The sequence below is a fragment of the Sporolactobacillus sp. BBK16-2 genome (assembly GCF_059878335.1).
Map to the genome: position 1 here is coordinate 1,743,926 of NZ_CM187611.1, position 24,665 is coordinate 1,768,590.

General features: G+C 40.7%; 22 protein-coding genes, 1 pseudogene and 2 riboswitches. Of the genes and pseudogenes, 12 read left to right on the forward strand and 11 right to left on the reverse strand.

From position 1 onward, the window contains the following. The first annotated feature begins 26 nt into the window (after positions 1-26). Positions 27-602: a xanthine phosphoribosyltransferase gene (locus AC6F33_RS08695; RefSeq protein WP_255746550.1), complete on the forward strand. Its 576-nt coding sequence runs from the start codon at positions 27-29 to the stop codon at positions 600-602. Positions 603-622: 20 nt separating this feature from the next. Then, positions 623-1,309 (forward strand): YjjG family noncanonical pyrimidine nucleotidase, encoded by a 687-nt coding sequence (locus AC6F33_RS08700; RefSeq protein WP_480947376.1) that lies wholly within the window; start codon positions 623-625, stop codon positions 1,307-1,309. Between the two features lie 98 nt (positions 1,310-1,407). Here the strand turns inward: AC6F33_RS08700 and xerS are convergent, their stop codons facing one another. Further along, entirely contained in the window at positions 1,408-2,505 is a 1,098-nt protein-coding gene (gene xerS, locus AC6F33_RS08705; protein WP_255746553.1) for a tyrosine recombinase XerS, read from the reverse strand. Between the two features lie 230 nt (positions 2,506-2,735). After that, positions 2,736-2,820, forward strand: a riboswitch (ZMP/ZTP riboswitch). Between the two features lie 62 nt (positions 2,821-2,882). On the opposite strand from xerS, the gene AC6F33_RS08710 reads away from it, so the two are divergent. Both AC6F33_RS08710 and AC6F33_RS08715 read left to right on the forward strand, forming a co-directional pair. Next, positions 2,883-3,761: a bifunctional 5,10-methylenetetrahydrofolate dehydrogenase/5,10-methenyltetrahydrofolate cyclohydrolase gene (locus tag AC6F33_RS08710; protein WP_255746555.1), complete on the forward strand. Its 879-nt coding sequence runs from the start codon at positions 2,883-2,885 to the stop codon at positions 3,759-3,761. Next, complete coding sequence (locus AC6F33_RS08715; protein ID WP_500778119.1) at positions 3,748-4,377, forward strand: cyclodeaminase/cyclohydrolase family protein; 630 nt, start codon at positions 3,748-3,750, stop codon at positions 4,375-4,377. The genes AC6F33_RS08710 and AC6F33_RS08715 overlap by 14 nt, the downstream gene beginning before the upstream one ends. Positions 4,378-4,873: 496 nt before the next feature. Here the strand turns inward: AC6F33_RS08715 and AC6F33_RS08720 are convergent. Both AC6F33_RS08720 and AC6F33_RS08725 read right to left on the reverse strand, forming a co-directional pair. Next, positions 4,874-6,314 (reverse strand): annotated as a pseudogene (locus tag AC6F33_RS08720) (MDR family MFS transporter). A gap of 140 nt (positions 6,315-6,454) precedes the next feature. Beyond that, positions 6,455-6,922, reverse strand: a complete 468-nt coding sequence (locus AC6F33_RS08725; protein ID WP_255746558.1) for a MarR family transcriptional regulator — start codon at positions 6,920-6,922, stop codon at positions 6,455-6,457. Positions 6,923-7,137: 215 nt separating this feature from the next. Here AC6F33_RS08725 and AC6F33_RS08730 point away from each other — a divergent pair, with 215 nt between their 5' ends. After that, the gene (locus AC6F33_RS08730; protein ID WP_255746559.1) at positions 7,138-7,893 is read left to right on the forward strand and encodes a DUF975 family protein; all 756 of its coding nucleotides are present in this window, start codon (positions 7,138-7,140) and stop codon (positions 7,891-7,893) included. Positions 7,894-7,932: 39 nt separating this feature from the next. Here AC6F33_RS08730 and AC6F33_RS08735 read toward each other — a convergent pair whose 3' ends face one another. Continuing rightward, on the reverse strand, positions 7,933-8,781 hold the full coding sequence (locus tag AC6F33_RS08735; protein ID WP_255746560.1) for a VOC family protein: 849 nt from the start codon (positions 8,779-8,781) through the stop codon (positions 7,933-7,935). Positions 8,782-9,007: 226 nt separating this feature from the next. Here AC6F33_RS08735 and pepF point away from each other — a divergent pair, with 226 nt between their 5' ends. After that, on the forward strand, positions 9,008-10,810 hold the full coding sequence (gene pepF / locus AC6F33_RS08740; protein WP_500778120.1) for an oligoendopeptidase F: 1,803 nt from the start codon (positions 9,008-9,010) through the stop codon (positions 10,808-10,810). 82 nt (positions 10,811-10,892) lie between these two features. On the opposite strand, the gene AC6F33_RS08745 is transcribed toward pepF, so the two are convergent. After that, on the reverse strand, positions 10,893-12,629 hold the full coding sequence (locus tag AC6F33_RS08745; RefSeq protein WP_255746563.1) for a methyl-accepting chemotaxis protein: 1,737 nt from the start codon (positions 12,627-12,629) through the stop codon (positions 10,893-10,895). A 223-nt stretch (positions 12,630-12,852) separates the two neighbouring features. Here AC6F33_RS08745 and spoIIP point away from each other — a divergent pair, with 223 nt between their 5' ends. Beyond that, positions 12,853-13,941, forward strand: coding sequence for a stage II sporulation protein P (spoIIP, locus tag AC6F33_RS08750; RefSeq protein WP_255746565.1), 1,089 nt, complete (start codon positions 12,853-12,855; stop codon positions 13,939-13,941). 99 nt (positions 13,942-14,040) lie between these two features. Beyond that, positions 14,041-15,633, forward strand: coding sequence for an acyl-CoA synthetase MbcS (gene mbcS, locus AC6F33_RS08755; protein ID WP_500778121.1), 1,593 nt, complete (start codon positions 14,041-14,043; stop codon positions 15,631-15,633). A 59-nt stretch (positions 15,634-15,692) separates the two neighbouring features. On the opposite strand, the gene AC6F33_RS08760 is transcribed toward mbcS, so the two are convergent. Genes AC6F33_RS08760 through AC6F33_RS08775 form a run of 4 tightly spaced genes read right to left on the reverse strand, consistent with a single transcriptional unit; the run spans position 15,693 to position 19,326 of the window. Beyond that, entirely contained in the window at positions 15,693-16,463 is a 771-nt protein-coding gene (locus AC6F33_RS08760; protein WP_500776993.1) for an SDR family NAD(P)-dependent oxidoreductase, read from the reverse strand. 44 nt (positions 16,464-16,507) lie between these two features. Next, entirely contained in the window at positions 16,508-17,308 is an 801-nt protein-coding gene (locus tag AC6F33_RS08765; RefSeq protein WP_500776994.1) for an energy-coupling factor transporter transmembrane component T family protein, read from the reverse strand. Next, the gene (locus AC6F33_RS08770; RefSeq protein ID WP_480947356.1) at positions 17,268-18,743 is read right to left on the reverse strand and encodes an ABC transporter ATP-binding protein; all 1,476 of its coding nucleotides are present in this window, start codon (positions 18,741-18,743) and stop codon (positions 17,268-17,270) included. The genes AC6F33_RS08765 and AC6F33_RS08770 overlap by 41 nt, the downstream gene beginning before the upstream one ends. Beyond that, complete coding sequence (locus AC6F33_RS08775; RefSeq protein ID WP_255746574.1) at positions 18,730-19,326, reverse strand: ECF transporter S component; 597 nt, start codon at positions 19,324-19,326, stop codon at positions 18,730-18,732. Before AC6F33_RS08775 ends, AC6F33_RS08770 begins: the two co-directional genes overlap by 14 nt. Positions 19,327-19,433: 107 nt before the next feature. Continuing rightward, a riboswitch (TPP riboswitch) is annotated at positions 19,434-19,529 on the reverse strand. Between the two features lie 168 nt (positions 19,530-19,697). On the opposite strand from AC6F33_RS08775, the gene AC6F33_RS08780 reads away from it, so the two are divergent. Together AC6F33_RS08780 and AC6F33_RS08785 are read left to right on the forward strand one after the other, a co-directional pair. Next, positions 19,698-20,249, forward strand: coding sequence for a hypothetical protein (locus AC6F33_RS08780; RefSeq protein WP_255746576.1), 552 nt, complete (start codon positions 19,698-19,700; stop codon positions 20,247-20,249). Between the two features lie 94 nt (positions 20,250-20,343). Then, positions 20,344-20,547 (forward strand): hypothetical protein, encoded by a 204-nt coding sequence (locus tag AC6F33_RS08785; protein WP_480947354.1) that lies wholly within the window; start codon positions 20,344-20,346, stop codon positions 20,545-20,547. Here the strand turns inward: AC6F33_RS08785 and AC6F33_RS08790 are convergent. Then, positions 20,544-20,930, reverse strand: a complete 387-nt coding sequence (locus AC6F33_RS08790; RefSeq protein WP_480947353.1) for a YppE family protein — start codon at positions 20,928-20,930, stop codon at positions 20,544-20,546. The two genes, AC6F33_RS08785 and AC6F33_RS08790, sit on opposite strands and share 4 nt — an antisense overlap. A gap of 100 nt (positions 20,931-21,030) precedes the next feature. Beyond that, positions 21,031-21,360, reverse strand: coding sequence for a hypothetical protein (locus AC6F33_RS08795; protein WP_500776995.1), 330 nt, complete (start codon positions 21,358-21,360; stop codon positions 21,031-21,033). 246 nt (positions 21,361-21,606) lie between these two features. Between AC6F33_RS08795 and recU the strand changes: the two genes are divergently transcribed. Both recU and AC6F33_RS08805 read left to right on the forward strand, forming a co-directional pair. After that, positions 21,607-22,209: a Holliday junction resolvase RecU gene (gene recU / locus AC6F33_RS08800; RefSeq protein WP_255746585.1), complete on the forward strand. Its 603-nt coding sequence runs from the start codon at positions 21,607-21,609 to the stop codon at positions 22,207-22,209. Positions 22,210-22,291: 82 nt separating this feature from the next. After that, positions 22,292-24,631, forward strand: a complete 2,340-nt coding sequence (locus AC6F33_RS08805; protein ID WP_500776996.1) for a transglycosylase domain-containing protein — start codon at positions 22,292-22,294, stop codon at positions 24,629-24,631. Positions 24,632-24,665 lie beyond the last annotated feature (34 nt).

Here is a 24,665-nt window from a genome sequence, read left to right on the forward strand (position 1 = left end):
TAGAGGAAAGGAAGATCCCATTCACAATGGAAGAATTAAAACAACGCATTCGTGAGGAAGGAATTGTGATCGATTCCAACATTTTAAAGGTTGACCGATTCTTGAATCATCAGATCGATCCAGGGTTGATGAAAAAGATCGGTGAGCGATTTGCCCATACTTTTGCGGATACGGGTGTTTCAAAAGTTTTGACGATTGAGTCTTCAGGAATAGCGCCGGCATTAATGACTGGACTGGCATTGAATGTCCCGGTTCTTTTTGCACGCAAAAAAAAGCCGTCAACGCTTAACGAAGATTCGTTAGTTACGAACATTCAATCTTATACGAAAAGCACAAATAATTTGGTTTATCTTGAGAAAATAATGCTTTCGGCAGATGATCGAATTCTAATTGTTGATGATTTTCTCGCTAATGGTGAAGCTTCGCTCGGATTGACACGTTTAGTCGAAATGGCTGGAGCAACTGTTGCAGGAGTATGTATTGTCATTGAAAAATCATTCCAATTAGGCAGATCTCGGCTTGATCATGCCGGTTATCCGGTTTATTCACTTGCTCGAATTTCATCGCTTGCCAACAATAAAATAACTTTTCTTGATGACTAATTAAGAATGAGAGGATACTAATGTCACACTATACATCTCTATTTTTTGATGTCGATGATACGCTGCTTGATTTCGGTGCTGCAGAAGAGTCGGCACTTCACAAGCTATTCGATGACCAACAAATTATCTTGACACCTGAAATAAAAAACTACTATAAAGTGATGAATAAGGGATTATGGAGGGATTTCGAAAACGGAAAAATTAAGCGTGATGAATTAGTAAACACGCGATTTTCCAAATTGTTTAAAGCCTTCGGTAAGGATGTCGATGGTGTTGCAATGGAGCAAAACTATCGTCGCTTTCTGCGCGAAGGTCACCAGCTTGTCAATGGTGCGAGTCAATTATTGCTACGTTTAAAAGAGCGTTTTGATTTATATATTGTAACAAATGGTGTCGCTGAAACGCAGCGCAAAAGGCTGAGAGATTCCGGGTTGACTCCTTTTTTTAAGCAGATTTTTGTTTCGGAGGATACAGGATACCATAAGCCTGACAAACGATTTTTTGATTATGCGTTTGAACACATTCCTTATTTTAAAGCAGATCAAGGCCTAATCATTGGCGACTCTTTAATTTCTGATATCCAGGGCGGCAGTCGAGCGGGGCTTGAAACATGCTGGTTCAATGCCAAACATTTAAACATTGATCTTAATGTGAAACCGAATTACGAGATACATAATCTTGACGAGCTTTGCACTATTTTACTTTGAATAGACAATTAAGAGCCTCATTGACCGCAGCACGATTCAGGACATGAGGCTCTCATAAATGACTGAATAATATTTATGTAAACTAATTGGCTGACGATTCATTCGTGATCCTGTGATTCATCAAAGTGATCGTCCATATGATCCACCGCACGCTTCAATTCGTCGTTTGACAGATGAGTATAAATCATTGTTGTTTGGATCGCCGAATGACCAAGTTGACGACGCAGTTTTGGAATATCGTTATTTTCTGCTTGATAACGCGTTGCAAACGAATGGCGCAGTTTATGAACAGACAGTGATGGTTTTCCGAATGCGATGGCATATTTTTTTACAAGATTTTCAATGGATCGGGCACTAAGCCTGCGCGTTGTACCTTTCGGCCCCATAGTTGCAGAGACGAAAAGCGCTTGATTCGTACGCGGCAGATTGTACCTTTTTGTACGTACGGTAATATAATCTTCAAGATCGAGTCCTGCTTGTTCACTAAAGAAGACATATTGTTCTTTATTTCCTTTTCGAATGACGCGCACCATTCGTTTTTGAAAATCAACATCGTGCAGATCCAATCCGACTACTTCTGATAAACGAAGTCCGGAGCCGAGAATCAATGAGATAATGGCAGTATCACGTTCTGCATTTAGTGAGTGGAAATTGAGCAGCTTCTTATTATCCTTCACCATTTCACGGTAATCTTGAGCAACAAATTGGCGAAAGGCCTCATATTCATCATTCCAAAGGATTTTCCCCGCCATTTTCTGTGCAACGGTCTCTTGATCTTCTTTTATTTTATTGAATGCGATTTTCGCCATTACATTGCGTACGAGATAAGGCTTGAGATCATCAGTCTCAGCAACATTTTGTAAATAATTGAAGAGGGACTTCAATGAAGACAGCTTGCGATTAATGGTGAACTTGTCATTACGTAGGCGAAATTGGAGATAGGAAAGAAAATTTTCAATCGACTGAGGCGTTAACTTTTCAAGACAATCTAGTGAAATATCACTACGATTTCCTTGATAAAAGCCTTCGGAAATCAGCCAGTCGAAAAAAATCAAATAATCATGACAATAATTTAGTAATGAACGAGGGGACATCACTCGCATTTTCTTATCTACATATTCACGAACGTACCATGGGAGCTGTGCTGTTTTCTCATCAATCCGGTCATAAAGATGTGTTGTTCGTTCATCAGCCATAAAGAAAACTCCAATCAAATGGTATTATTTTACAATTTAAGTGTAACACAGAGCGAGACAAATAACAATATTTTACGAAGTAAACAAGACGAAAGAGATGAAAGACACATTGACTTGAAGAAAGCATCCCACCATGTCTATGACATATATCATTTATCTATGAAATATATTTTATTTTTATATCATTCATGTTATATTGTTAAAGATGAGATGTCCGTTATTAAATTGAATAAATCGTGTGTAACTGGCGTAGCATGGGAAAACCATGAGGGAGCACATGAGGATCTGAACAAGCCGTACGCCTGGGCAAAGTATTTGGAAACCATTTTCGGTCGATATCCAGATGCTTTTTTTATTTGCTTACGGAGGTATAACCAATGGGAAAACTACTGCAAACAAAAGGCATGGCAAAACAGATCTCTGAACACTTAGTCTTAGAAGTTAAACGTATGAAAGAAAAGGGAATTGATCCTACAATCGCTGTGCTCATCGTTCAAGGAGACCCCGCATCTGAATGTTACGCCAAAGCAAAACAAAGAATCGCTCGAAAACTCGGCATTCGTTATTTGCTTACATCTGTACACCCTCAAATTACTGAAACTGAACTGCTGGCCAAAATTAAATGGTTGAATCGCTGTCCATCGATTCACGGCATTATTCTTGAATTGCCGCTACCAAAACATCTTGACGCCAAAAAAATGGTTTCTGCCATTGCTCCTGAAAAAGACGTTGATGGTCTATCTCCGGCAAATAAATTAGCATGTTTTACTGGCGATGACGGATTGTATCCAGCCACACCGCAATCGTGTATCCGAATTCTTGATTATTTCGGTTATCCCTTAAAAGGAAAAAACGTTGTATTGATCGGCTGTGGTGAAACGGTTGGTAAACCGCTTGTTCATCTCTTGTTACGCGCGAACGCAACACTGACAATCTGTCATGAATATACCAATAATCTGCAAAAGCAAATTGAGAAAGCAGATATTTTAATCTCTGCGGTGGGGAAAGCTAATTTAGTGACAACAGACATGGTTCACCGTGATCTGGTGATCGTTGATGCAGGCATTAATGAATTAAAAGGCGGTATTGTTGGTGATGTTCAGCCCGAAGTTTTAGAAATCGTCCAGGCGGCAACCCCGGTACCAGGCGGAGTAGGTAAGGTAACAACAATGATTTTATTTGAAAATCTCTTAAAAGCGGTTCGTCTTCAAATAACCAAAAGCCAAGAGGAGGTACGACAACGTGAAAGTCTTTGATCAGAAGATCAGCCAGTTTATTGAATCAGCCAGTTCTTCTGCACCAACACCCGGGGGAGGCAGTATTGCTGCACTATGTGCTGCATTAGGCGCATCCATGGGCTCTATGGTTGCAAATTTGTCAACGGGACCAAAATTTGCCCATGTACAAACAAGAATGCATGAAATGGCTGCAGATCTTCAAAAAGTAATAGACGGCTTTGAATACTTTGCCCAGCAAGATATGGATTCGTTTAACCGATTTATGATTGCGCTGAGATTGCCAAAAGAAACTGCTGATGAACGTCGTGAACGTACGACTCAGCTGCAAAACGCTGCAGTTCAGGCAGCGGATGTTCCGCTTCAATTAATGAAAAGCTGTCGTGATGTAATGAGTATTTTAGAGAATGCTTCGGATCAATTCAATAAAAACGTGATCTCGGATCTCGGTGTTGCAGTCATTTCATTGGATGCAGCCATTCAATCCGCATGGCTGACAGTAAAAATTAATTTGGCCACCATTAAAAATGAAGCGGTTAAACAGGACTATCAGGAACAAGGGAAAAAACTATTGAGTGATTCGCAAAAACTCAAACAGAAAGTCATGGATACGGTGCTGGCAAAAATCAGCCCATAAAGGTAATTTCATAAATGTATTTTTACATTACTTCGTCAAAATTATATTTTACGTAGTAATGTAAAAGTAATAAATTCTACTCTACTCTTAAGATTTATTTGCTCACTGGTAATAAAATCATCGCTCCTTCCTTTCAATTTTTGGAAACATTTCTCCTATATACTTGGCAAACAACTTATGCACTCCATCAATATTCTTTATTCTTTCTTATGCAAACTACAAAAATTTATTGTTAATTAATTTTGTACTGTTTGATTAGCGTGTGCTCAATAAAAACATCATGCTTTTTTTCACTTCACGAAAGCTAAATGATTGATCATGTTTTACTGTTCGTTTTATAAGTTGGCGACACAACAAGTTATGCCCTTTCAAATCCATTTGATCAACCTCTGCCTCGTTGTTCTGACAAAACAACGAGAGTTTCAATCTAACCCTTACCGCAATTTTCAAAAATAGTGCAGCCTACCAATATTTTTTCATCATTTTAATGCTTCCCTCATTTGTTTTTATAAGTGACCAATTGTTTAGCGCTCTTATGAGTTAAAAATAAATTTGGGATGAAGATTATAGCAAGAACAATTACAGAAACGAAGAACCCTGCATGGTAACCCTTTAAGCCATTGGCGATCGTAGGCTGTAATCCTTGTACAACAGTCGCAACAACAGTTGCAATAACAGCCGAACCGAAGCTGGAACCAAGATTTTCAATGATATTAATACCGACACCTGCTTCCGGAAGTTGTTTACTGTCAAGTCCGGTATAAGCATCACTCGTCAATGGGAGCATAATTCCTCCAAAACTCGTACCTCGGATGAATAATGCAAAGGAGATCCAAATCATACTTGTTCTGTCAGTAATAAAGATCAGCGGAATGGATCCGATCAGTGAAAGAACAAGACTGACCATCACCACATATTTTGCCCCGATTTTATCAATCATTTTACCAATTATAGGTCGAGTAATGAGCATCCCAATACCTTGAGGGATTAACGCTAGTGCTGCTTCAATTGCCGTGAACTGACGAAAGTTTTGGAAAAATAGAGGAAGAATCAACATTGGACCCATGATAGAAACGTTTGCTAAGAACAAACCAATGCTTGATGCCAAGAAGCTCTTGTGTGCAAACAAATTCATCGGAAGCACGGTTTGATTCTTTCTAATTCGATTATAAACGAGATATATTATGCCTAAGGTGAGGCCAATGCCCCCCCAGAGGATTGTTTCACTATTGTTAAATGCTGCATGATCCGCCGCCTTTGTAATACCATAAATCATTGCAGCACTCATTAAGGATAAATCTATTATTCCAAAAGCATCGAGCTTACTCTTTTTGTTGAATGGTTCAAAATCTGGAATAGTTTTCATCATAAGCGGTGCGGCAATTAAAACGATGAACACGTTGATGAAGAAAATCCAGTGCCAGGATGCGCCTTGAACGATTAAGCCTCCAATGACGGGACCTAAAATTGGACCAAAGATCATAGGTGTGCTGACGATTGCCATAACTTTACCTATATTTTCTGGACCAGCTGTTTTAACTAAGAGTGTTGACATAAGCGGAGTAATAATCCCCGCGCTGAATCCTTGAAGCAAACGGAAAAAGATGAAACTGGAAATGTTCCAACTCATTCCAGCAAAAACAGAAATGACGCCAAAGGCGATAACTGCACCGATAAAAATTTTCTTTCCATTAAATTTGTTCATAAACCATCCGGATACCGGATACCGGAACTGCAATCGCAAGGGCTAAAACGTAACCTGTAATGGCCCATTGAATGGTGTCCAATGTTGTGTTGAAATCCTTAGTAAGTTCATTGATCGCAATATTTACCATGGTTGAATCAAGCATTGGAGCAATTGCTCCAAGTGCTATAGCCCAGGAAGCAGTAAGAGTTTCTTTTGGGAACCCTGATTTTTTTGTTTTATCTCTAGTCATATGATTCTCTCCCTTAAATAGCAGCCATATTGTTGACAAGGAAACAATATCACCGTTTTGTTTCCTTGTCAACAATTATAAATGAATAAAAAACAGCCCGTTCACAATAGAATCGGGCCTCCCCATAGTTTTTATCCAACTTAATGAATCTCAATCCCCTGTTTTTTTATTTCTGCATCCAAATGCTTACTGTACTTTTCCATGAAGCTAATCATACTGTCAAATTGTTCTTCAGTTACCTGTTCAAATACAACTTTATCCCGCTCTTGGAATTCCTTATGCAGTTCCTCATGGATTTTATAAACAACTTTCCCTTGATTAGTAAGCCTAAAATATATTTCTTTCTTATTATCCCGTTTCTGATAGCTTTCAATAAGATCTTTCTTTATAAGTTTTTTCGTTAATTTACTTATGGCACCTCTAGTCATATATAAGGACTCCGCAAGTTTTGTCACGTTAGGATCAACATTTTTTCCAATGCATTCAATACAATGAACTTCAGCAGACTTAAATCCCTTTAGATTTTCTTCCATCTTATTTTTATTTAGCCAAGCCATTTTATTAAATAATTTTCTAAAATTTATTACAACTAGTTCTTCCTTATTCATCGTCGGTCCTCCTTCCTTTGGTGCACTAACAAGAGTATATTCATTTTTTGTTTCCATTGCAACAATATAGATCAACTACCACGAACACTAAAACAACGATATATTTAGGATAAACAGCTGTTTCAAGAAGATTAAAAATTCAAGTACACAAGACATCTTATGATTAATAAATGGTAAACTAAATAATAGTAAATTTTAAGGAGGGATTCCATTAAATGTGGATATCCAGAATTAAAGAAGACGCGCGGACAGCGTTGCAAGGTCATTCCGTTTCAAGTGGACTGTTTATCCTGCTCTATTTCTTAATCGCTGAGCTCCCGCCGACAATCATCGATATCATACTGTCCGGTGGTTTTGATAACTGGACAAATCAATTGCACTCTCCACCACTGTCCTATCTAATTCAACTGCTCTATTACATTTTAAGTATTCCGATGCAAGTTGCTGTTTACTGGTACTTCATGAATCTGATTCGAGAACAGGATCTGAATTTCTCATTCTTATTTAAGGTTTATGAACATGGAAAGCTAGTATTTAAGCTCATTTGGACTAATATTTTTATGGGTATTTTCCTTGTTCTATGGTCCATCTTGTTCGTTATCCCCGGGATCATAAAGGCATTATCCTACTCTCAGGTCTACTTTGTCCTAAAAGATCACCCTGACTATTCAGCCAGTAAAGCGGTTAAAGAAAGCAAGCATTTAATGATCGGCTTTAAATGGAAATTCTTTCTGCTCAATCTAAGCTTTATCGGTTGGTGGATTTTATCAATCATACCATTAATTGTCGGAATAATAGCAGCAGGAGCCATTAGCTTGTTGATCAATGACGTTGTTTCTTACTTGCTGATTGCTATCGGAATACTCGGCAGCGCCTGGATGTATCTTTGGCTGCTTCCCTACTTTTATACTTCTCTGGCCATGTTTTACGAGCGTCTGCTTATTCATCAACCTTCTGAGATAAAGGAATAAACAAAGAATCGCCTATAAATAGGCGATTCTTTGTTTTAGTTACACCGCGAGCTCAAACTTGATTCCTGATGGATCTTTAGTGAATAGTCGATCACCCACCTTATCAATTGAAGCACCTAGTTTCGTAATCCGTTCGATGACTTCTGCACGTACCTGGTCTCCGGGAAAGACAAGCCGATAATAATTCAAACCAACATGTGTGCCCTCTTGAACAGGTACACCTCTGCTGTTCCATACATTCAGTCCAATATGATGATGGTAGCCGCCGGTTGATATGAAGTCTGCATAAGGTCCATATGCAGCAACAAGGTTAAAACCGAGCCCATCGAGATAAAATTGCTCTGTTTCTTTAAGATTAGCAACCTGCAAATGAAGATGCCCCATAATCGTTTCTTTTGAAAGTCCGCTCCAAGGCTCACCTTCTAATTCATCAAGTAAATGTTCATCCATGGCTTCGGTTGGCATGAATACTCGACCATTTTCCCACTCCCACTCTTCAGATGGACGGTCACGGTAAATTTCAATCCCGTTGCCATCCGGGTCCTCCAGATAAAGAGCTTCACTAACCGCATGATCTGCGCCTCCGACGAGCGGATATTCTTCCTTCATTAGATGAGCGGTTACAGCTGCTAAATCCTTTCGAGTCGGTACAAGCAACGCAAAATGATAAAGTCCTGCACTTCTTCTGATCTGAGGAAGCACATCGACTGGCTGTTCCACGGTTATAAGTGGATCAGATCCATTCGCTGAAAATGTGACCATGTTTTTTGCCTCTCTTAACACACTTAACCCAAGTACGCCGGAATAAAAGTCTTTTGAGCGTTCTGTATTCTTTACATACAAATTAACTTGATCTACATACGTATTCGGTGCTCTGTGAAAATTCATGTAAACCCCTCCGATTGTTATCTATGTTTCTATATCAAGAATAAATTAATTACTTTATGTAAGTTAGTATAAAATAATTAGTTTTAGATGTCCATTGATCTTTCTCTATTCTCAGATGATCGAATAGCTCTGCAGGCTGGGTTTGTGTTTCGTGAACATACTTTATCAGTTTGCGTTGGCCGCCTATGGTAAAATAAGAAACATTAAAGTGAATTGGGGGATGAATATGGATCAGCGTTTATTAAGAAATCAGGTACCGATCGAAGAAACATGGAATTTGGCCGATCTCTTTCCCACACATCAAGCTTTTCAATATGAACGAGATACACTGCTTAAGGAGTCAGATGAATTAGCAAAGTTGAAGGGCAACCTCGCAACAAATGGCCCTTCCCTCCTGCACGCTCTCAATCAATACTTTGACTTCTCCGCACGATTATGGCGGCTATCGGCTTACGTAAGTCTGAAGCAATCCGCAGACAGTACCGATCCTGAAAATCAAGCAGACGCGTCGCGCGTCGATGCACTAAATGCGCAAATCGAGACGACCTTATCTTTCTTTGAAGATGAATTAATGGATTTAGATGACAAGCAATGGAACCTTTTGGTAAATGAAGAATCCGCTCTTCAAGAATACCAGCCATATTTTCAAAAACTGTTCGCTCGAAAATCATACCGTCTTCATCCTGAGGCGGAAAGAACGATTAAATCATTATCTGAGATTTTGGAAGCCCCTTATACCATCTACACACGCAGCAAGCTCGCAGATATGCAGTTCAGATCTGTTACGGATGGCAATGGAACAACAGTGCCTATGTCCTTCACTTTATATGAAAACAGATATGCATCGACAAGAGATACTGAGCTGAGAAGAAATGCGTATGAATCATTCACGCAATCATTGGACGCATATAAGAATACATTCGCCTCTGTCTACGCTGCTGAAGTAGCGAAGACCGTTGCTATTGCGAAACTGCGCGGATATGACTCAGCTACTGACTATTTGCTCCAGCGTCAATTGGTCAGCGAAACGATGTACAACAATCAATTGGACATTATTTTTAAAGAGCTTGCACCGCATATGCAGCGCTATGCAGAATTGAAAAAGCAATCCCTTGGATTAAAGCAAATGAAGTATGCCGACCTTCTTGCGCCAATTGATCAATCGAGCCCGCAGACAACTTTTGAAGAAAGCAAACAATCAATTCTTGAAGCATTGAAAATCATGGGCCCGGAATATCATAACATCATAAAAGAAGGGTTTAACAATCGATGGGTCGACTATGGTGATAATATCGGTAAATCAACAGGAGGGTTCTGTGCGTCGCCATATGGCGTCCATTCTTATATTTTAATGACTTGGACCGGAGATATACGCAACATTTTGACACTTGCGCATGAATTTGGTCATGCAGGTCATTTTATGCTGGCACAAAAATATCAAAAATTGGCCAATTACCGTCCATCACTCTTTTTTATTGAAGCACCGTCTACAATGAACGAGTTGATTCTTGCACAATATCTGAAGAAGAATGCAGAATCAAAACAAATGAAACGCTCGGTGACCGAACGCCTGTTGAGTACTTACTACCACAACTTTGTAACACACTTACTGGAAGGTGTATATCAACGCAAAGTATTCCGTCTTGCCGAAACCGGTGAAGCGCTCACTGCTTCAAAATTAACTGAATTGTTCTATGAAACACTGCAAGGGTTTTGGGGGAATTCTGTTGAACTTGATGAACGGGACGGATTAACTTGGATGCGCCAGCCTCACTACTATTCAGGTTTATACTCGTATACGTATTCTGCGGGACTGACTGTCGCCACTGCGGTCGCCGGGCAAATCGAAAATGAAGGCAAGCCGGCGGTCGATCGCTGGCTGTCGGTGCTCAAGGAAGGTGGACGTCTCACAGCGCAGCAACTAATTGAGAAAGCGCATGTGGATATTCTAAATCCTGATACAATCCGCCAAGCCGTTGCCTATGTCGGATCATTAATCGACGATCTTCAAACAGCACCTGTTAAATAAAATTCTTATAGTCAAAAAGAGCGAATCCATTCGGTTCCGCTCTTTTTGACTATTTTTTTTAGTTGAGGACATTAACCTTGCCTCAAATTTTAAAGCGTTTCATCAATTGATCAAAATGGTCCGCTGTTTCTGCTAACTTATTGGACTCGCTTGCTACAGCACGCATTGTTTTCTCAATCCGGTTCATTGATTGATTAACATTGGCAACTCGTGCGGATGATTCTTGTGAAACAGCGGCAACCGCATCAATTGATTGTTTCATTTGATAGCCAATTTGATTTACTTCATTGAGTCTAATTGTTAACTTATCCATACTATCCCCTATATTCTGTGCCTCCGAATTAATAGACATCAGAGCTTTTCCGGTACTTGTGATCTGTTCTACTCCTGATCGTGCCTGTTCCCCACTGATGACCAGTGACTGTTCAACGGCCTCTGAACCATTATGAATACCTTGCAACATATTGCCCATACCTTTTGCAGACTCCGTCGTCTGGATCGAGAGTTTCCGGATTGAATCGGCGATGACTGTAAATCCCTTTCCGTATTCACCTGCCCGTGCTGATTCAATCGTTGCATTCAGGGCCAGCAGATTGGTTTGACCAGCAATCTGTTCAATCATTTCAACTAAGTGATTTAAGTCTTTAAGCTGAATTTTAAAATGAACCATTTCATCCCTTGCCTTAAGGACACTTGACTCAATTTGTTTCATTTGTTCTTGAGATCGATTAATAAGCTTTGTTCCTTCTTCAGTCAACTTAGAGGCATTAAGTGCTTTATTCAAAACCATTGACAGCGTGCCGACTTCTTGATCGAGTTTATTTATGAATTCTTCGGTGAATTGAGCAATATTACTCGTATTCGTTGCTTGACTTTCCAATCCTGCCGAAATTTCATTCGTTGCGTCTGCCATCTCTCTGCTTTCCTCAGACACCGATTTCGTCGAAATAATCAATGTCTTGCCGCTGTTTTTTGTATTGAGCGCTGCTTCACTAATTGTTTGAATCATATCAAGTAAGTTGTGTTTCATCTTTTCAATAGAGTCTGCGATTAGACCAAGTTCATCTTTATGGTTATGTATGTTTGCTTCCTGATTCTCTCGTAAATCGCCTGAGGCTATTTTATTCGTTGATGCAATGACGCGTGTAAATGATGCTTTTGTTTGTCTGCTGATCCACCAAGTAACTGCTAAACTAAGAATTATAGTAAAAAGTACACTAATTACAAGAAAAATCATTGATCCGATCACTTGTTTTCGGATATTTTCCATTGCGACTTCTTCTTCTGTCAGCACAGATTCACGCAATTTATTGACATTACTGATAATCTGACTCTGAATCTTGGTTTGTTCTTTGTGAACCTGTGCCGTTTTTTGCTGATCGTTCATTAGGACTGCCGGAACAAATTCACTTTGAAATAAATTAAAGGTACGCGCATCCGCACTCATAATTTGTGAGAACCAGTGCTTCTGTTCATCAGTGTTCATGTACGGCTCAAGCTTTTTTTCCGCCTTTGTAAGTTTCATCTGATCCTGAGAATAGAGTTTTACCGCTGCATCACCCGGGTTCAGTACATAATCAACAACTCTGGCATCTTTCGCGCGAAACAGTGAACCAATTTCCGTAATTTGTGCTGCTCGCTCACTTGCTCTTTGGGCATCCTCTGCCTTTTGCATGGTTTGATAAAGCTGAAACCCAGACACTACCGCTGAACTAAGCATGAGTATCAATACAATCCATAAACCGATTGAAAATTTCATGCCGATGGTCAGTTGAAACCGAAACCATGTCAGTTTATTTATTTTAAAGAAGTTCTTCAAATCAATCCCTCCACCTTCGCATCTTTCTCTCTACTATATTAGTATTTATGGAATTGCCCTTTGGAAAAAGCCTTTTATTGTAAATTTAATGTAAAAATCAATTTACAAACACTCTATAAAGCACTATTTACATAAAAAAAGAAAAAATACGTCTATCTTTTCCCCCATCTTTCATAGATTAATAGAGCAGCTTGGATGAAATAGAAGATGGGGAGGGACACCATTGAAAAAACTCAATCAGCCCAATATGATGCATCAATCAATCGCTACTAACTACGTTTACCATTATTTTTTTGTCCTGATCCTGATTTACAGTCTTGCCGTTATTGTCGGCTTAAGTCAAATCAAGATTAGTTTTATAGAAGACGCGATGCAAAAGGCAGACTGGCCGGCGCAAGTTTTACTCACAGAAACATTTGGAAGTGAAAATATAGTCTATAATCATGCAATTAAGGAACAAGATCGTCCAAAAACGGTCTATCATCTCTTATTTGAGGCAATGACCGAACTTCATTTTGACGATAATCGCAGTCTTTTTGGTTCAGAGCTTCCAGGATTCACTATTTATAACACACGTATTTTCGTGGCTGGAAAAGGCTTGAATTATACGAATCTGCCTAAAGATAATCCGCCTCCACCGGAAATTAATATTAAGACACCTTCGTCGAAGGAATCCGAGCCAGATAACACAAATAAGTCAAATGAAAAACTCAAAAAGACCGTGTTGATCTACCACACTCATCCATGGGAATCATATAATCCGATTAACAACGGACAAGTAACGACAACGAATCCGGATAAAAGTGTTGCGCTTGACGGTAACGAAATAGAAAAGATTTTGAATCAAAATGGCATTGGCTCCGTGCATCTGATCAAACAAGGATGGGGTTATAATGTGGCTTATCAAAGCTCCAGAGCGATGGTTCAGAAAGCCTTGAAGAAAACACCGAGCCTTAACTACTTGATCGACATTCACCGTGATTCTTCGGGCCGCAATTTAACAACGATGAAAATAAAAGATACATCCTATGCACGAATAAGTATCATTATCGGCGAAGCAAATCCAAACTACTCGGCTAATCTTTATTTGGCGAAAAAAATTAAGAATGAACTGGACAAGAATTATCCGGATCTGGTCAGGGGCATTGTCGGAAAAACAAAATTAACCGGAAATGGCGTTTACAATCAGGATCTGTCCAAGAACGCAATTCTTGTGGAAATCGGCGGTGTTGATAATAATTTGCAGGAAATCACACGCAGTTCAAAAGCTTTCGGCGAAGCACTTGCTCAAATTATAAAAAAGAATCAATGAAAATAGTTGTAATATTTAGCACCTGGTATTAATATTAAGGTATAAAATTGATCTTGAGTTCTCTCAAGAGATAAAATTCAGAGAGTTGAGTGATCGCATATGGAATTGACAGATCTTATTGCACCGCAGAAATATAATTTAATCAGTGAGATTGACCGGTTTGATTCCGACCGAATTGCGCTGCTTTGGGAAAGCGAAACCGGCGAAAAACGATCAGTCACCTATCATGAACTGATTCAAAAAGGCAAACGTTTTGCAAATGCACTGAACAAATTAGGGATTAAAAAAGGCGACAAAGTCATGACTATTGTGCCGAGAATTATTGATGCCTATGTCATTTATTTAGGTGCTCTTAGAGCTGGAATTGCTGTCATCCCTGGTTCCGAAATGTTGCGCTCCGGGGATATTAGCTTCCGGATTAATCAAGGCGAGGCAAAGGCGATCATTACGTATAAAGACTTCACAGAGCAAGTAGATAATATTCAGGAAACAATGCCTTCTCTGAAGTATAAAATTTCTGTTGCCGGTGAAACAGACGGATGGCTCTCAATGGACAGTCTGATGGACGAAGTACCTGATTCATATGTAACGGTTGATACGGATAAAGATGATATGGCATTTCTTACCTATACCTCTGGGACATCAGGCACACCAAAAGGTGTTGTTCATACACATGCGTGGGCTTATGCACATCTAAGAATTGCGCCGAAGCGCTGGCTCAACATCAAGGATGGCGATACCGTATGGGCAACTGCAGGCCCAGGATGGCAAAAATGGATTTGGACACCTTTTCTTTCGATACTTGGAAAAGGTGTCACTGGTTTGGTCTATTTCGGCCGCTTCCATCCGGAAAAGCAACTGAAGCTGCTTCAGGATTATAAAGTCAATGTGCTTTGCTGCACGCCTACCGAGTATCGTCTAATGTCAAAAGTGGATCATTTGGCTGACTATGATCTATCGCGGCTTCATACAGCATGCTCTGCAGGCGAGGCATTGAATCGAGGAGTTATTGATATCTTCAAGGAAACCTTTGATATTCAGCTGAAAGACGGCTATGGTCAAACAGAGAGCACGTTACTTATTGGTACTCTAGTAGGCAAAGAAGTGCGAATCGGATCTATGGGTCAGCCGATTCTCGAAGAATTTATTACTATTATTGATGAAGAAGGTAATCAAGTGCCAGCAGGCGTTGTCGGCAACATCGCGGTTCGCCGTGACTTCCCTGCCCTCTTTAAAACCTACTATCAACAGCCTGACCGCTATCAAGCAGCAGTCATTGGAGACTATTTTCTGACTGGGGATCGAGCATCACGTGATAAAGATAATTACTTCTGGTTCCAAGGCAGGCGGGATGATGTAATCATCAGCTCCGGATATACGATTGGACCTGCCGAGGTTGAAGATGCTTTATTAAAACACGAATCTGTTAAAGACTGTGCGGTTGTCGCAAGCCCAGATACGATTCGAGGCAACATTGTTAAAGCCTTTGTTGTTTTGAAAGACGGTTACGCTGAAGATCAGACATTGATTCCACAGCTGCAAAAGTTCGTGAAAAAGCTGACTGCGCCATACAAATATCCAAGAGCAATCGAATTTGTATCCGAATTGCCTAAGACTGTTTCTGGTAAAATCATGCGCTCGACCCTTCGTGATCTTGAAGTACGTCGTGCAGCTGAAAAACAAAATAATTAACCCTACAGATAGTAAAACCCCCGAAAGGTCAGAGATTCCTGATCCTTTCGGGGGTTTTCTTATTTAGTTTTTTTCGATCCGGTGACCATTCGTACGGTTTTTGCTCCCCAGGCTCTCGGAAGCAGCTTTGCAGCAAGTGCACCGACATAATTAAGGCGACCGGTGATGATCACTCGTTTCCCTTTCATCAGTGCTCGATAGGCGGCTGATGCGACATCAGAGACATTCATCGTGCGACTGAACATTTTGATGTTCTCAGCATGGGCTACCGCTCCGAACTGTGTATGCGTCGGACCCGGGCAAAGCGCAGTAACTGTAACTCCGCTTCCGTTCAGTTCTTCAGAGAGCGCTTCAGAAAATGACAGAACATAGGCCTTACTCGCAAAGTAAACGGCCATAAACGGACCTGGCTGATAAGCAGCAGTACTTGCCACGTTCATGATTTTACCTGATCTACTTCGAAGATCAGGCAGAAAATAGGACGTCAGTTCAGTCAGTGCTGTGCAATTCAATTGAATCATGTTGCTTTGTTGTTCAATCGGCAACGATTGAAAAGCACCGACGAGACCAAAACCAGCATTGTTGATGAGCAGATCAACGACTAAACCGGCCCGTTTTACCTCATCGTACACCTCTTTTGCAGCACCTTGTTTACTTAAATCTTTCGTGATTACTTTAACTGAAAGATCGGGCCAGGCTGCTTTCATTGCATCCAGCTTCTCTTTGCTTCGCGCGATAAGAATTAAATCATAATGGTCAGCTGCTAACCGTTCGGCCAAGGCGTATCCAATTCCACTCGACGCACCGGTCACTAAGGCAGTTTTATTCATTAGCACCTCACTCCAATCTAACCTTTATGATGCGCTTTGATTCCCTATTGATCAAGCACATTCGTATACGGAGTAAGTGGAAAATAGGAAGAAAAAACAAATCCCAAAGAAACGGTAAATAACAGGATGATAACAAAGTAAACATCATCTCTGCTCCATCCGATTTCATAAAAATACGTTCGCTTTCCAGTCATTGTAAACCGCTTGGCTTCCATGGCAATAGCTGTCCGCTGAGCACGGCGAATAGACTGAGCAAGCATTGTGATCGTATAACGGGTCATTCGCTCACAAAATGCCTTGACCCCTTTTTGACGCGTCATACCTCGAACACGCATCGCCTGACGAATATGCATGAATTCTTCTGCCATAATCGGAATCATTCGAAATGCAGCTAAGCATCCGTAGGCATAGCGTACAGGGACTTTCAATTGCTGCATTAGTGAGTAGAAAAAAGGAACCGGAAGTGTTGTTGTTGCGAAAATCATTCCAATTAAACTGAACGTGAACGTTCTGAGACCAAGCAGTACCCCTCGAGCCAAGCTTTCCTGTGTGATCAGAATAAGTGATTGATGATAGATAATGTGGCTTCCTTTGCCAAATAAAATCATTGCCGACGCACTGAAAAGCGAAACAATTAATGTAATCAGTACAAACCAAAACGACCATTTTCCTGAAAGCCCACTGACAAAATAATAGAGAATTAAAAAGAACAGGGATGCCCAAATCATCGTATTTAAATTTTGAACAAACAGATACACAATGAACAGCGAAGAAATGAGAATAAACTTCAGACTGGGATTGATTTTAAAAAATAACGTGTTCGTGTTCGTCAAAACCGTATCCAAAACGTTTCTCCTCCTTGCTGCTTTCATTTAGCGTATCTTTAACCAGCCTTCCTTGGTCAATAGTGAGCGTACGTGTCGCAAAACGGCTGACAATCTCCATTTCATGGGTCACCATGATGATCGTTGTCCCCTCCTGCCTCAATTGTTGAAACAGGTCCAGTAGTGCAAATGTATTTCGCGCGTCTTGACCAAACGTCGGTTCGTCCAAAATCAGAACGTCCGGATGATTAATCATCGCGGAGGCGACACTGAGCCTTCGTTTTTGACCGATAGAAAGTTGAAACGGATGCTGCAACCGCTGTTCTTTAAGTGCATAGCGTTCCAGAGACTGATCCACTCTTCGCGCGATTTCATCCTCATTCATTTTTTTAATACGGAGACTAAAAGCGAGCTCATCCTCGACACTATCCGTAACAAACTGATACTCAGGATTTTGAAAAACAAACTGTACATGATCTTCGGGATGCGGAAATGTCCAACTCAGTTTTCCTTTAGTATGCAGAAGTCCCATTATTCCTTCAATCATGGTACTCTTGCCTGCGCCGTTTTCACCAATGATTGCGATCCATTCGCCTCGATGGATCATGAGCTCTTCAATAAAGAGTTTCACACGCTTCTGATGCAGAACCTCAAAATGATTCAACTCAAGAATAAGCTCTCCAAATGTGTCGTCACTCTTGTCGAGTTGTTTCTCTTCATATCCCTTCCAAACGCCTGGATGCCAAATACCGAAATCATCGAGCTTTTCACGATAGCGTGCCAAAGTTGTTACTTTCGGACCATCCGCAAAAATTTCACCTTTGTGATTGAACAAGACAACACGATCAATAAAATCAAGTACATGATCGATTTTATGCTCGACTATAATTAATGTGCGGTCGTTTCCAATACGCCGAACCGTTTGCCAAAGCTGCACCGTACCCCTCGGATCGAGCAGAGCAGTAGGCTCATCTAGAAAGAGTACATCAGGTTCAAGTGCCAGCACACTGGCAATTGCTAGACGCTGTTTCATACCGCCCGAAAGCGTTCGAATCAATTGATGGCTGTTCTCTAATTTAAGATCGACCATATCCAAATAGTGATGGATTAATTGAGACATCCGGTTACGTGAAATGCTTCGATTTTCAAGTACAAATGCAATTTCTTCATCGACATAAGGCATGCAAAATTGCGTATCCGGATCTTGAAAGATAAATCCCCAATTATCCGGTACTGCATGCCGGTCAGCACGCATGGGCAATTCAACACTGTCAGGAACAAGACCAGAAAGCACCTGCAAGAGTGTTGATTTTCCGCAACCGGAAGGACCAAGCAATAGAATCTTTTCACCTTTTTGATAATCCAAGGAAAGGTCTTTAAAAAGCATCGATTTCTTTTTCGGAAATGCGAGACGAAGATTTGTGACGCCCCAGCTTTCCCGATCATTTAAGGACATTGTAATCTTCCTTGGTCACCGGCCGAAGCGATTGAGTAACACCAGTTTTTTCCAGACCTTTCACCAATGCGTATGGAAATAATCCGGAAAAAAGTACGGATCCAATGACACGAAATACCAAGTACAGAATTAAGTTCCATCCTGCAAGAAGTGGAAGATAGGCATAACCTGCATCCAAGATGATTGACGCGATCAGCGCTGCAAATGCGGATAAAGAAGCGATGCCAAGCGAGAATTTCTTATAACGCCAAGCAGCAAAAACCGCTTCTGAAAATGCACCTTGGAGTAAACCATAATAAAGATTGATGACACCTCCGCTCCCGGCAAAAAGCATTTCAGCAAGTGCTGCTGCTGTTTCAGCAAGAAATGCAACACCAGGCTTGCGAATGAGCAGCGCTGCAAATGGCGCGGCGATAAACCAAATACCGTAAAGCAGTGCGTCTAAGTGCAAACCGAATGGTTTTACCAAGTCATAAACCGGTCCCAGCAGTCGAAAAACCAAACCGAAAACTAATGCGATAACAATGGTTACAAGAATGTCAGATAAATTAAGCCTTAAATTAGTGTTTTTTCCCTTACTCATGGTACGTTTCCCCCTCATTAATCATTTTTTTGGTTCATCCATTCCCTAAAGAAAAGGTCGATGAAAACGCAAAAAACCGCTTTCATCGATAGTGAAAGCGGATCTAAATTCATCATGAACCACTTTCCTACGCTGGTATTACCCAGATCAGGTCCAAGGGTCAGGACGAATCCCTCTCAGCAAAAGCACCCCTAGTGGACGAACTATTCAATTATTTAATTTGCAAATTAACAATACTACATCCTTAAGTATTCATCAAGAAATAAGGCTGCTGATTTCATTTGGATAGTCAAAAGCATTATCCCGAAATGAATAGAATTCGATTTACCTTGTCAAGCTAAGAAAAAAGTAAAAGTATTGGAGTTCTGCACATGCTTCGGATGACACATCAACATTTAACAACTCTGATTATTGTTCTGCTGCTCTTTTTTCTTCACCCAGTGGCAACCCATGCCGCCAATATCAACCAGCTCATAAAAGCTGAACCTTTTACGAGTAGCACATTAATGAAGCAGGAATCAGATCTGATTATTTTCACGCATCTGGATCAAAACGTGAGAAAATGGGACACCGGTCGTCGATTGTCTTCTGGTGCACGCTTTATCAATGCAGAACAAACACTCCAAATCCATGATGTATTAAAAGGTCAGGCACCTTCACCAGCTTTGCTGCTGACCACTGGCATTGATCCCCTGCCTGGCCCGCACGATCCGATCAATGAGCAATATACAGGAGCGCTTGCAGACGGAGATTACGTTTTATTTCTCAAACGTTTTCACAATTCACAGCGTTTCATTTTGAGCGGTGGTTTCTGTGCTGTTTATCCGATTGTCTCCGGGAAAATCATCGCACTGGATGAAGGATTTAAACAATTCTCCGGAATGACAGTTTCTGAATTAGAGCAATGGCTTTCATCCCATTAATTCAACTATTTTTTGCCGATCTCCGATTCAAGGAATAATTTGACCGGACAAGCCATATAGTCTATCAAAAGCAATTGATTAGGGGGAACCGGCAGTGGAAAAAACAAGCACAGCATCATTCCTAAAAAAGCAAACACAATTCTCAGATCGGATGCAACAACTTTCTAAGAAAGTCGATCAGTTTTCTGCTGAAGAATGTCTTGATTGGATTACAAAGGTCATGTACCGTGCCATTTTATTTTTAGGCATCCCCTATTTTCTCTACGTTCTTGTTTCATTTATTCGGATGGCAAGTTAATGCTCCGATCGTTCCTGATCCAACTGATCCAATATATTGGTGAGCACATAGTCAATTGATTTAATCGTTTCATAAAATCTTCTTCTTCTCGTGTCCTTTTGAAAAGCAGTGACACAAATAATAGAGAGATTATCATAGGTATCCTTAATCTGGATTGGAAACACATACCTTGGCTTGGCAGTTCTCACCCATGTATCGGCTAGCGGCCGCCAAGCATCAAGCACGTGCTGCATTATATCTGCAAATGGTTTTACTTCACCATAAAAATCCGGCTGATAACGCTCAGTTTGTGTTCGTTCTGAAAATTGTCGATAGGCATTTTGATTTAATACCTGTAATTGACTTGTTGTATCTATTAATTTTTTTTCTGCTCGTTCGTGCAAAGTTCACTCACTCCATTAATTCATTTCTACCACTAGTGTACCATGATTGAACGGAGACGCTCTCGCCACTGCTCATGATGCATGTTGTGGCAGAAAGGTATTAACCCAGCAATCGTTTTGTTTGCGCTTGCCACGGCTTGCTGCTTTCGTTAGCTGACGGCTTCTTCTCCGTCGCTGTCCCAAATAGAACATTTTCCAGTTGGAGCGAGTAATAGATACCTGTGCCTCTGGCAGCCTTAGTTAATAATTGATCGACTTTGCGTATTTTCTTCTCAGATTTTGCGAGTTTTTCTCTGCAAAAATCGAGATGTCCGCCAATGATCGCTTCATTTTTGCGGATGATCTTGTTTTCAATCTGATCGAGCTGCATCGTTAAATAATCAACTGTAAAGTCCATTTTCTTAATTGAAATTCCCTTCTGTTCGTCCATAAGGATTCCTTCTCTCAATGAGTGTCATGAGAAGGATTTCCCTGTGTCATTCAGATTCCCTGCATGATCGACAAAACTAGAACCAATCCTGCAAAACTAGTGAAATAGTGCGTTTTGTTGTGCAGACTCGCGTAAAAAACGAGAAAACTAACCTCTTTCATGCGGACTTTGGTATACTGTTCTAAGAACTTAACTGTCATAAACCAGCTAATCTACGAAAATACCAGAAGGGAGCGTTTCCAGCTCATGACCGTCTTTTATCCGAATGGACAACCTTATAGAGGCCAAGAACGATCATTTGATAAAAAGACGGATTCCGAAGTCGCTTATGGACATCGCGGCATGACTTTGGAAGAAGATCTGAATGTTACGAACCGCTATTATATCGAGACCGACCAGGCAGTGATTTACAAAAAACCAACGCCGATTCAAATTGTTCATGTGGACTATCCAAAACGAAGCGCTGCGAAGATTACCGAAGCCTATTTTCGCCGAGCATCGACCACTGACTACAATGGTATATATAGAGGAAAATACATAGATTTTGAAGCTAAGGAAACCACACACGCCCACTACATTCCTTTAAAGAATTTTCATGCCCATCAAGTTGAGCATATGAAACGAATTAAGCGCCATGGAGGAATCGGTTTTATTATCGTTAAATTTACGCAGAGTTCAGAGACATTCCTGCTCGATGCCGATTTTCTGGCAGCCTATTGGGATGCCTCCTTAATCGGCGGCAGAAAGTCAATTCCAAAACTGTTATTTCAGGATCATGGTCACCTGATTCCCCAAAACTATCTTCCTCGAATTGATTACCTTCGGGTCGTGAAAAAGGTATATTTTTGAGCTGGTCATAATCTATGGGAACAATCGAATACTATGAAACGTAAACCATGGGACAGGTTTTTTTGGAAAGGTAGGATCAATCATGGTTGAATACCATACACGAATGGAAAAACGGCGTGCAGCCGAACAAGAGAAACAAAAAAGCAATAACAAAGCTCCGAAGAATAAAAAGAAAAGCGGCGGTAAAAAGCACTGGGTAAAACGGATTTTTATCATCCTTCTTCTCACATTTTTATTTTTAATTCTTGCTGGAATAATCTTTGTTCTCGCAGTTATTAAAGATGCGCCAAAGTTAAATGAAAATGCACTGCATAATTCAATATCGTCTGTTATGTATGATCAAAATGGGAAAAAGGCGACTACTGTCGACTCGGGGCAGCATAAAACATATGCGAGTATTGATTCAATTCCTTTGACGGTGCAAGACGCTTATATTTCTACAGAAGACGTACGTTTTTACAAGCATATTGGAATTGATCCGATCCGAATCTTTGGTGCCGGCATCGCTCAGTTTACGAAAGGATATAAATCAGAAGGCGCCAGCACGATCACACAGCAGGTGGTTCGCAATGCGATGCTGACTCAAAACAAGACCTTTACGCGTAAGATTCAGGAAATGTATCTTGCCATTCAACTGGAGAAAAAATATACAAAAAAACAAATACTGGAAATGTATTTAAATCAGATTTATTTAGGAAGCGGCCCTACTTATGGCGTTGCCGCAGCCTCCGAACGCTATTTTGGCAAGAACATTAAAAATGTGACACTGGAACAGGCTGCAATGCTGGCTGCAATGACCCGAAATCCCGGTTATTACGATCCGATTAAACATCCGGAACAAGCTAAAGAACGACGCGATTTAGTTTTAGATTTGATGGTTCAAAATAAAGCAATTACAGCAGATGAAGCAGCGAAAGCTAAGGCTGTGAGCATGAAGCAAATGACCAAAGGCCACCGCACTGTTCCAGTGAGCAACAGAAAATACGGTGCATTTCTTGATTATGTGCGTCATGAACTCGTTGATGTTAAGAAAGTGATCACTGAGCAAGAATTCAACTCCGGCGGCCTGAAAATCTACACAACGCTGGATCCTGAAATTCAAACTCAGACACAAGATGTACTGAATAACAAACAAAACTATCCAAATGTACAGAACAATTTCAATGCCAGTGTTTCAGTAATTGATACGCAAACTGGCGCAATTCGCGCACTTGGCGGCGGAAGAAATTATAAATATTTATATACAAACTGGTCCTATAAAGGAAAAAGAAATATTGGATCAACAGCGAAACCGATCATGGATTACGGCCCTGCTATTGAGTATTTAAAGTGGCCGACTGACTATGAGGTCAATGACTCAAAGGATATTAAATATAGTTGGGGCAAGGAAATTAACGATTGGGACGGAAAAACACTTGGGAAAATGACCATTCGCAAAGCGCTGTATCTGTCTCGAAATATTCCGGCTCTGCAAACCTTTCAGGAAGTGGATCAAGCTCTTGGAGGTACAAAAAGTATCCGTACATTTGCTGAAAAGCTTGGATTTACCAACAGTGTACTTAAAGATTTGGGTGAAAGCTACTCAATTGGCGGCGGATCTTTCACTTCTAATCCGTTACAAATGTCTGCTGCTTATGCAGCATATGGAAATAACGGTATTTACAATCAGCCTTATGCGGTTCGAAAAATTGTCAAACCTGACGGTGAAGTCATTCAACTTGATCATAAGCGCCATGTTGCGATGCATGATTACACAGCATTTATGATTTCCGACATGCTCAAAGATACGATGACAAAAGGCACCGGTATCAGTGCCAATATTCCCGGAGCAAACCTTGCCGGGAAAACAGGGACAACAAATATTCCGAGCGACTATGCTGATCAGTTTAAAATCAATGGTAATGGACGATCAAGAGGTGCTTTGGATTCCTGGTTTGTCGGCTATAATACACGATTGACTACGGCCGTATGGACAGGTTATAACGCGGACAAAACCAAAATAGGCGACAAAAACTACGGATCATATTTAGGACCGAATGAACAGGGCTATGCCAAGAGTATCTTTAAGGCGATTATGACTCAATACATGGTTGGTGCTCCGGACTTCACTAGACCGAATTCGGTTACCAATCTTAGTAATGGAGAACTGGCTGTTAAGAATTCGACAATTACGAATCACTATAATAAAGCGGAAAGTAAACCAGAAGATGCCAGCAGCCCTGATTCATCAAGCAGTAGTGAAAGCAGTTCATCCGTACTTCCTGAGAGCAGCAGTTCAAGTGTACCGCCTGAAAGCAGCAGTGAAAGCAGTTCATCATCGATGCCTGAATCATCAGCACCTCCGGAATCGTCTTCTGAACAGCCTGCTTCATCAGCTCCGGAAAGTTCTGCAGTAAGCACAGCACCAAGCACAACACCGTAAAAAAAGGATCCATCGAAAAAATCGATGGGTCCTT

Excerpts from the sequence above, each read along its gene's own strand:
- AC6F33_RS08695 (WP_255746550.1), top strand. The coding sequence starts at position 27 with ATGGAAGAATTAAAACAACGCATTCGTGAGGAAGGAATTGTGATCGAT.
- mbcS (WP_500778121.1), top strand. The coding sequence starts at position 14,041 with ATGGAATTGACAGATCTTATTGCACCGCAGAAATATAATTTAATCAGT.
- AC6F33_RS08775 (WP_255746574.1), bottom strand. The coding sequence starts at position 19,326 with ATGAGTAAGGGAAAAAACACTAATTTAAGGCTTAATTTATCTGACATT.
- AC6F33_RS08735 (WP_255746560.1), bottom strand. The coding sequence starts at position 8,781 with ATGAATTTTCACAGAGCACCGAATACGTATGTAGATCAAGTTAATTTG.
- AC6F33_RS08725 (WP_255746558.1), bottom strand. The coding sequence starts at position 6,922 with ATGAATAAGGAAGAACTAGTTGTAATAAATTTTAGAAAATTATTTAAT.
- recU (WP_255746585.1), top strand. The coding sequence starts at position 21,607 with ATGACCGTCTTTTATCCGAATGGACAACCTTATAGAGGCCAAGAACGA.
- AC6F33_RS08805 (WP_500776996.1), top strand. The coding sequence starts at position 22,292 with ATGGTTGAATACCATACACGAATGGAAAAACGGCGTGCAGCCGAACAA.
- AC6F33_RS08795 (WP_500776995.1), bottom strand. The coding sequence starts at position 21,360 with ATGGACGAACAGAAGGGAATTTCAATTAAGAAAATGGACTTTACAGTT.
- AC6F33_RS08780 (WP_255746576.1), top strand. The coding sequence starts at position 19,698 with ATGCTTCGGATGACACATCAACATTTAACAACTCTGATTATTGTTCTG.
- xerS (WP_255746553.1), bottom strand. The coding sequence starts at position 2,505 with ATGGCTGATGAACGAACAACACATCTTTATGACCGGATTGATGAGAAA.
- AC6F33_RS08760 (WP_500776993.1), bottom strand. The coding sequence starts at position 16,463 with ATGAATAAAACTGCCTTAGTGACCGGTGCGTCGAGTGGAATTGGATAC.
- AC6F33_RS08730 (WP_255746559.1), top strand. The coding sequence starts at position 7,138 with ATGTGGATATCCAGAATTAAAGAAGACGCGCGGACAGCGTTGCAAGGT.
- pepF (WP_500778120.1), top strand. The coding sequence starts at position 9,008 with ATGGATCAGCGTTTATTAAGAAATCAGGTACCGATCGAAGAAACATGG.
- AC6F33_RS08700 (WP_480947376.1), top strand. The coding sequence starts at position 623 with ATGTCACACTATACATCTCTATTTTTTGATGTCGATGATACGCTGCTT.
- AC6F33_RS08770 (WP_480947356.1), bottom strand. The coding sequence starts at position 18,743 with ATGTCCTTAAATGATCGGGAAAGCTGGGGCGTCACAAATCTTCGTCTC.
- AC6F33_RS08710 (WP_255746555.1), top strand. The coding sequence starts at position 2,883 with ATGGGAAAACTACTGCAAACAAAAGGCATGGCAAAACAGATCTCTGAA.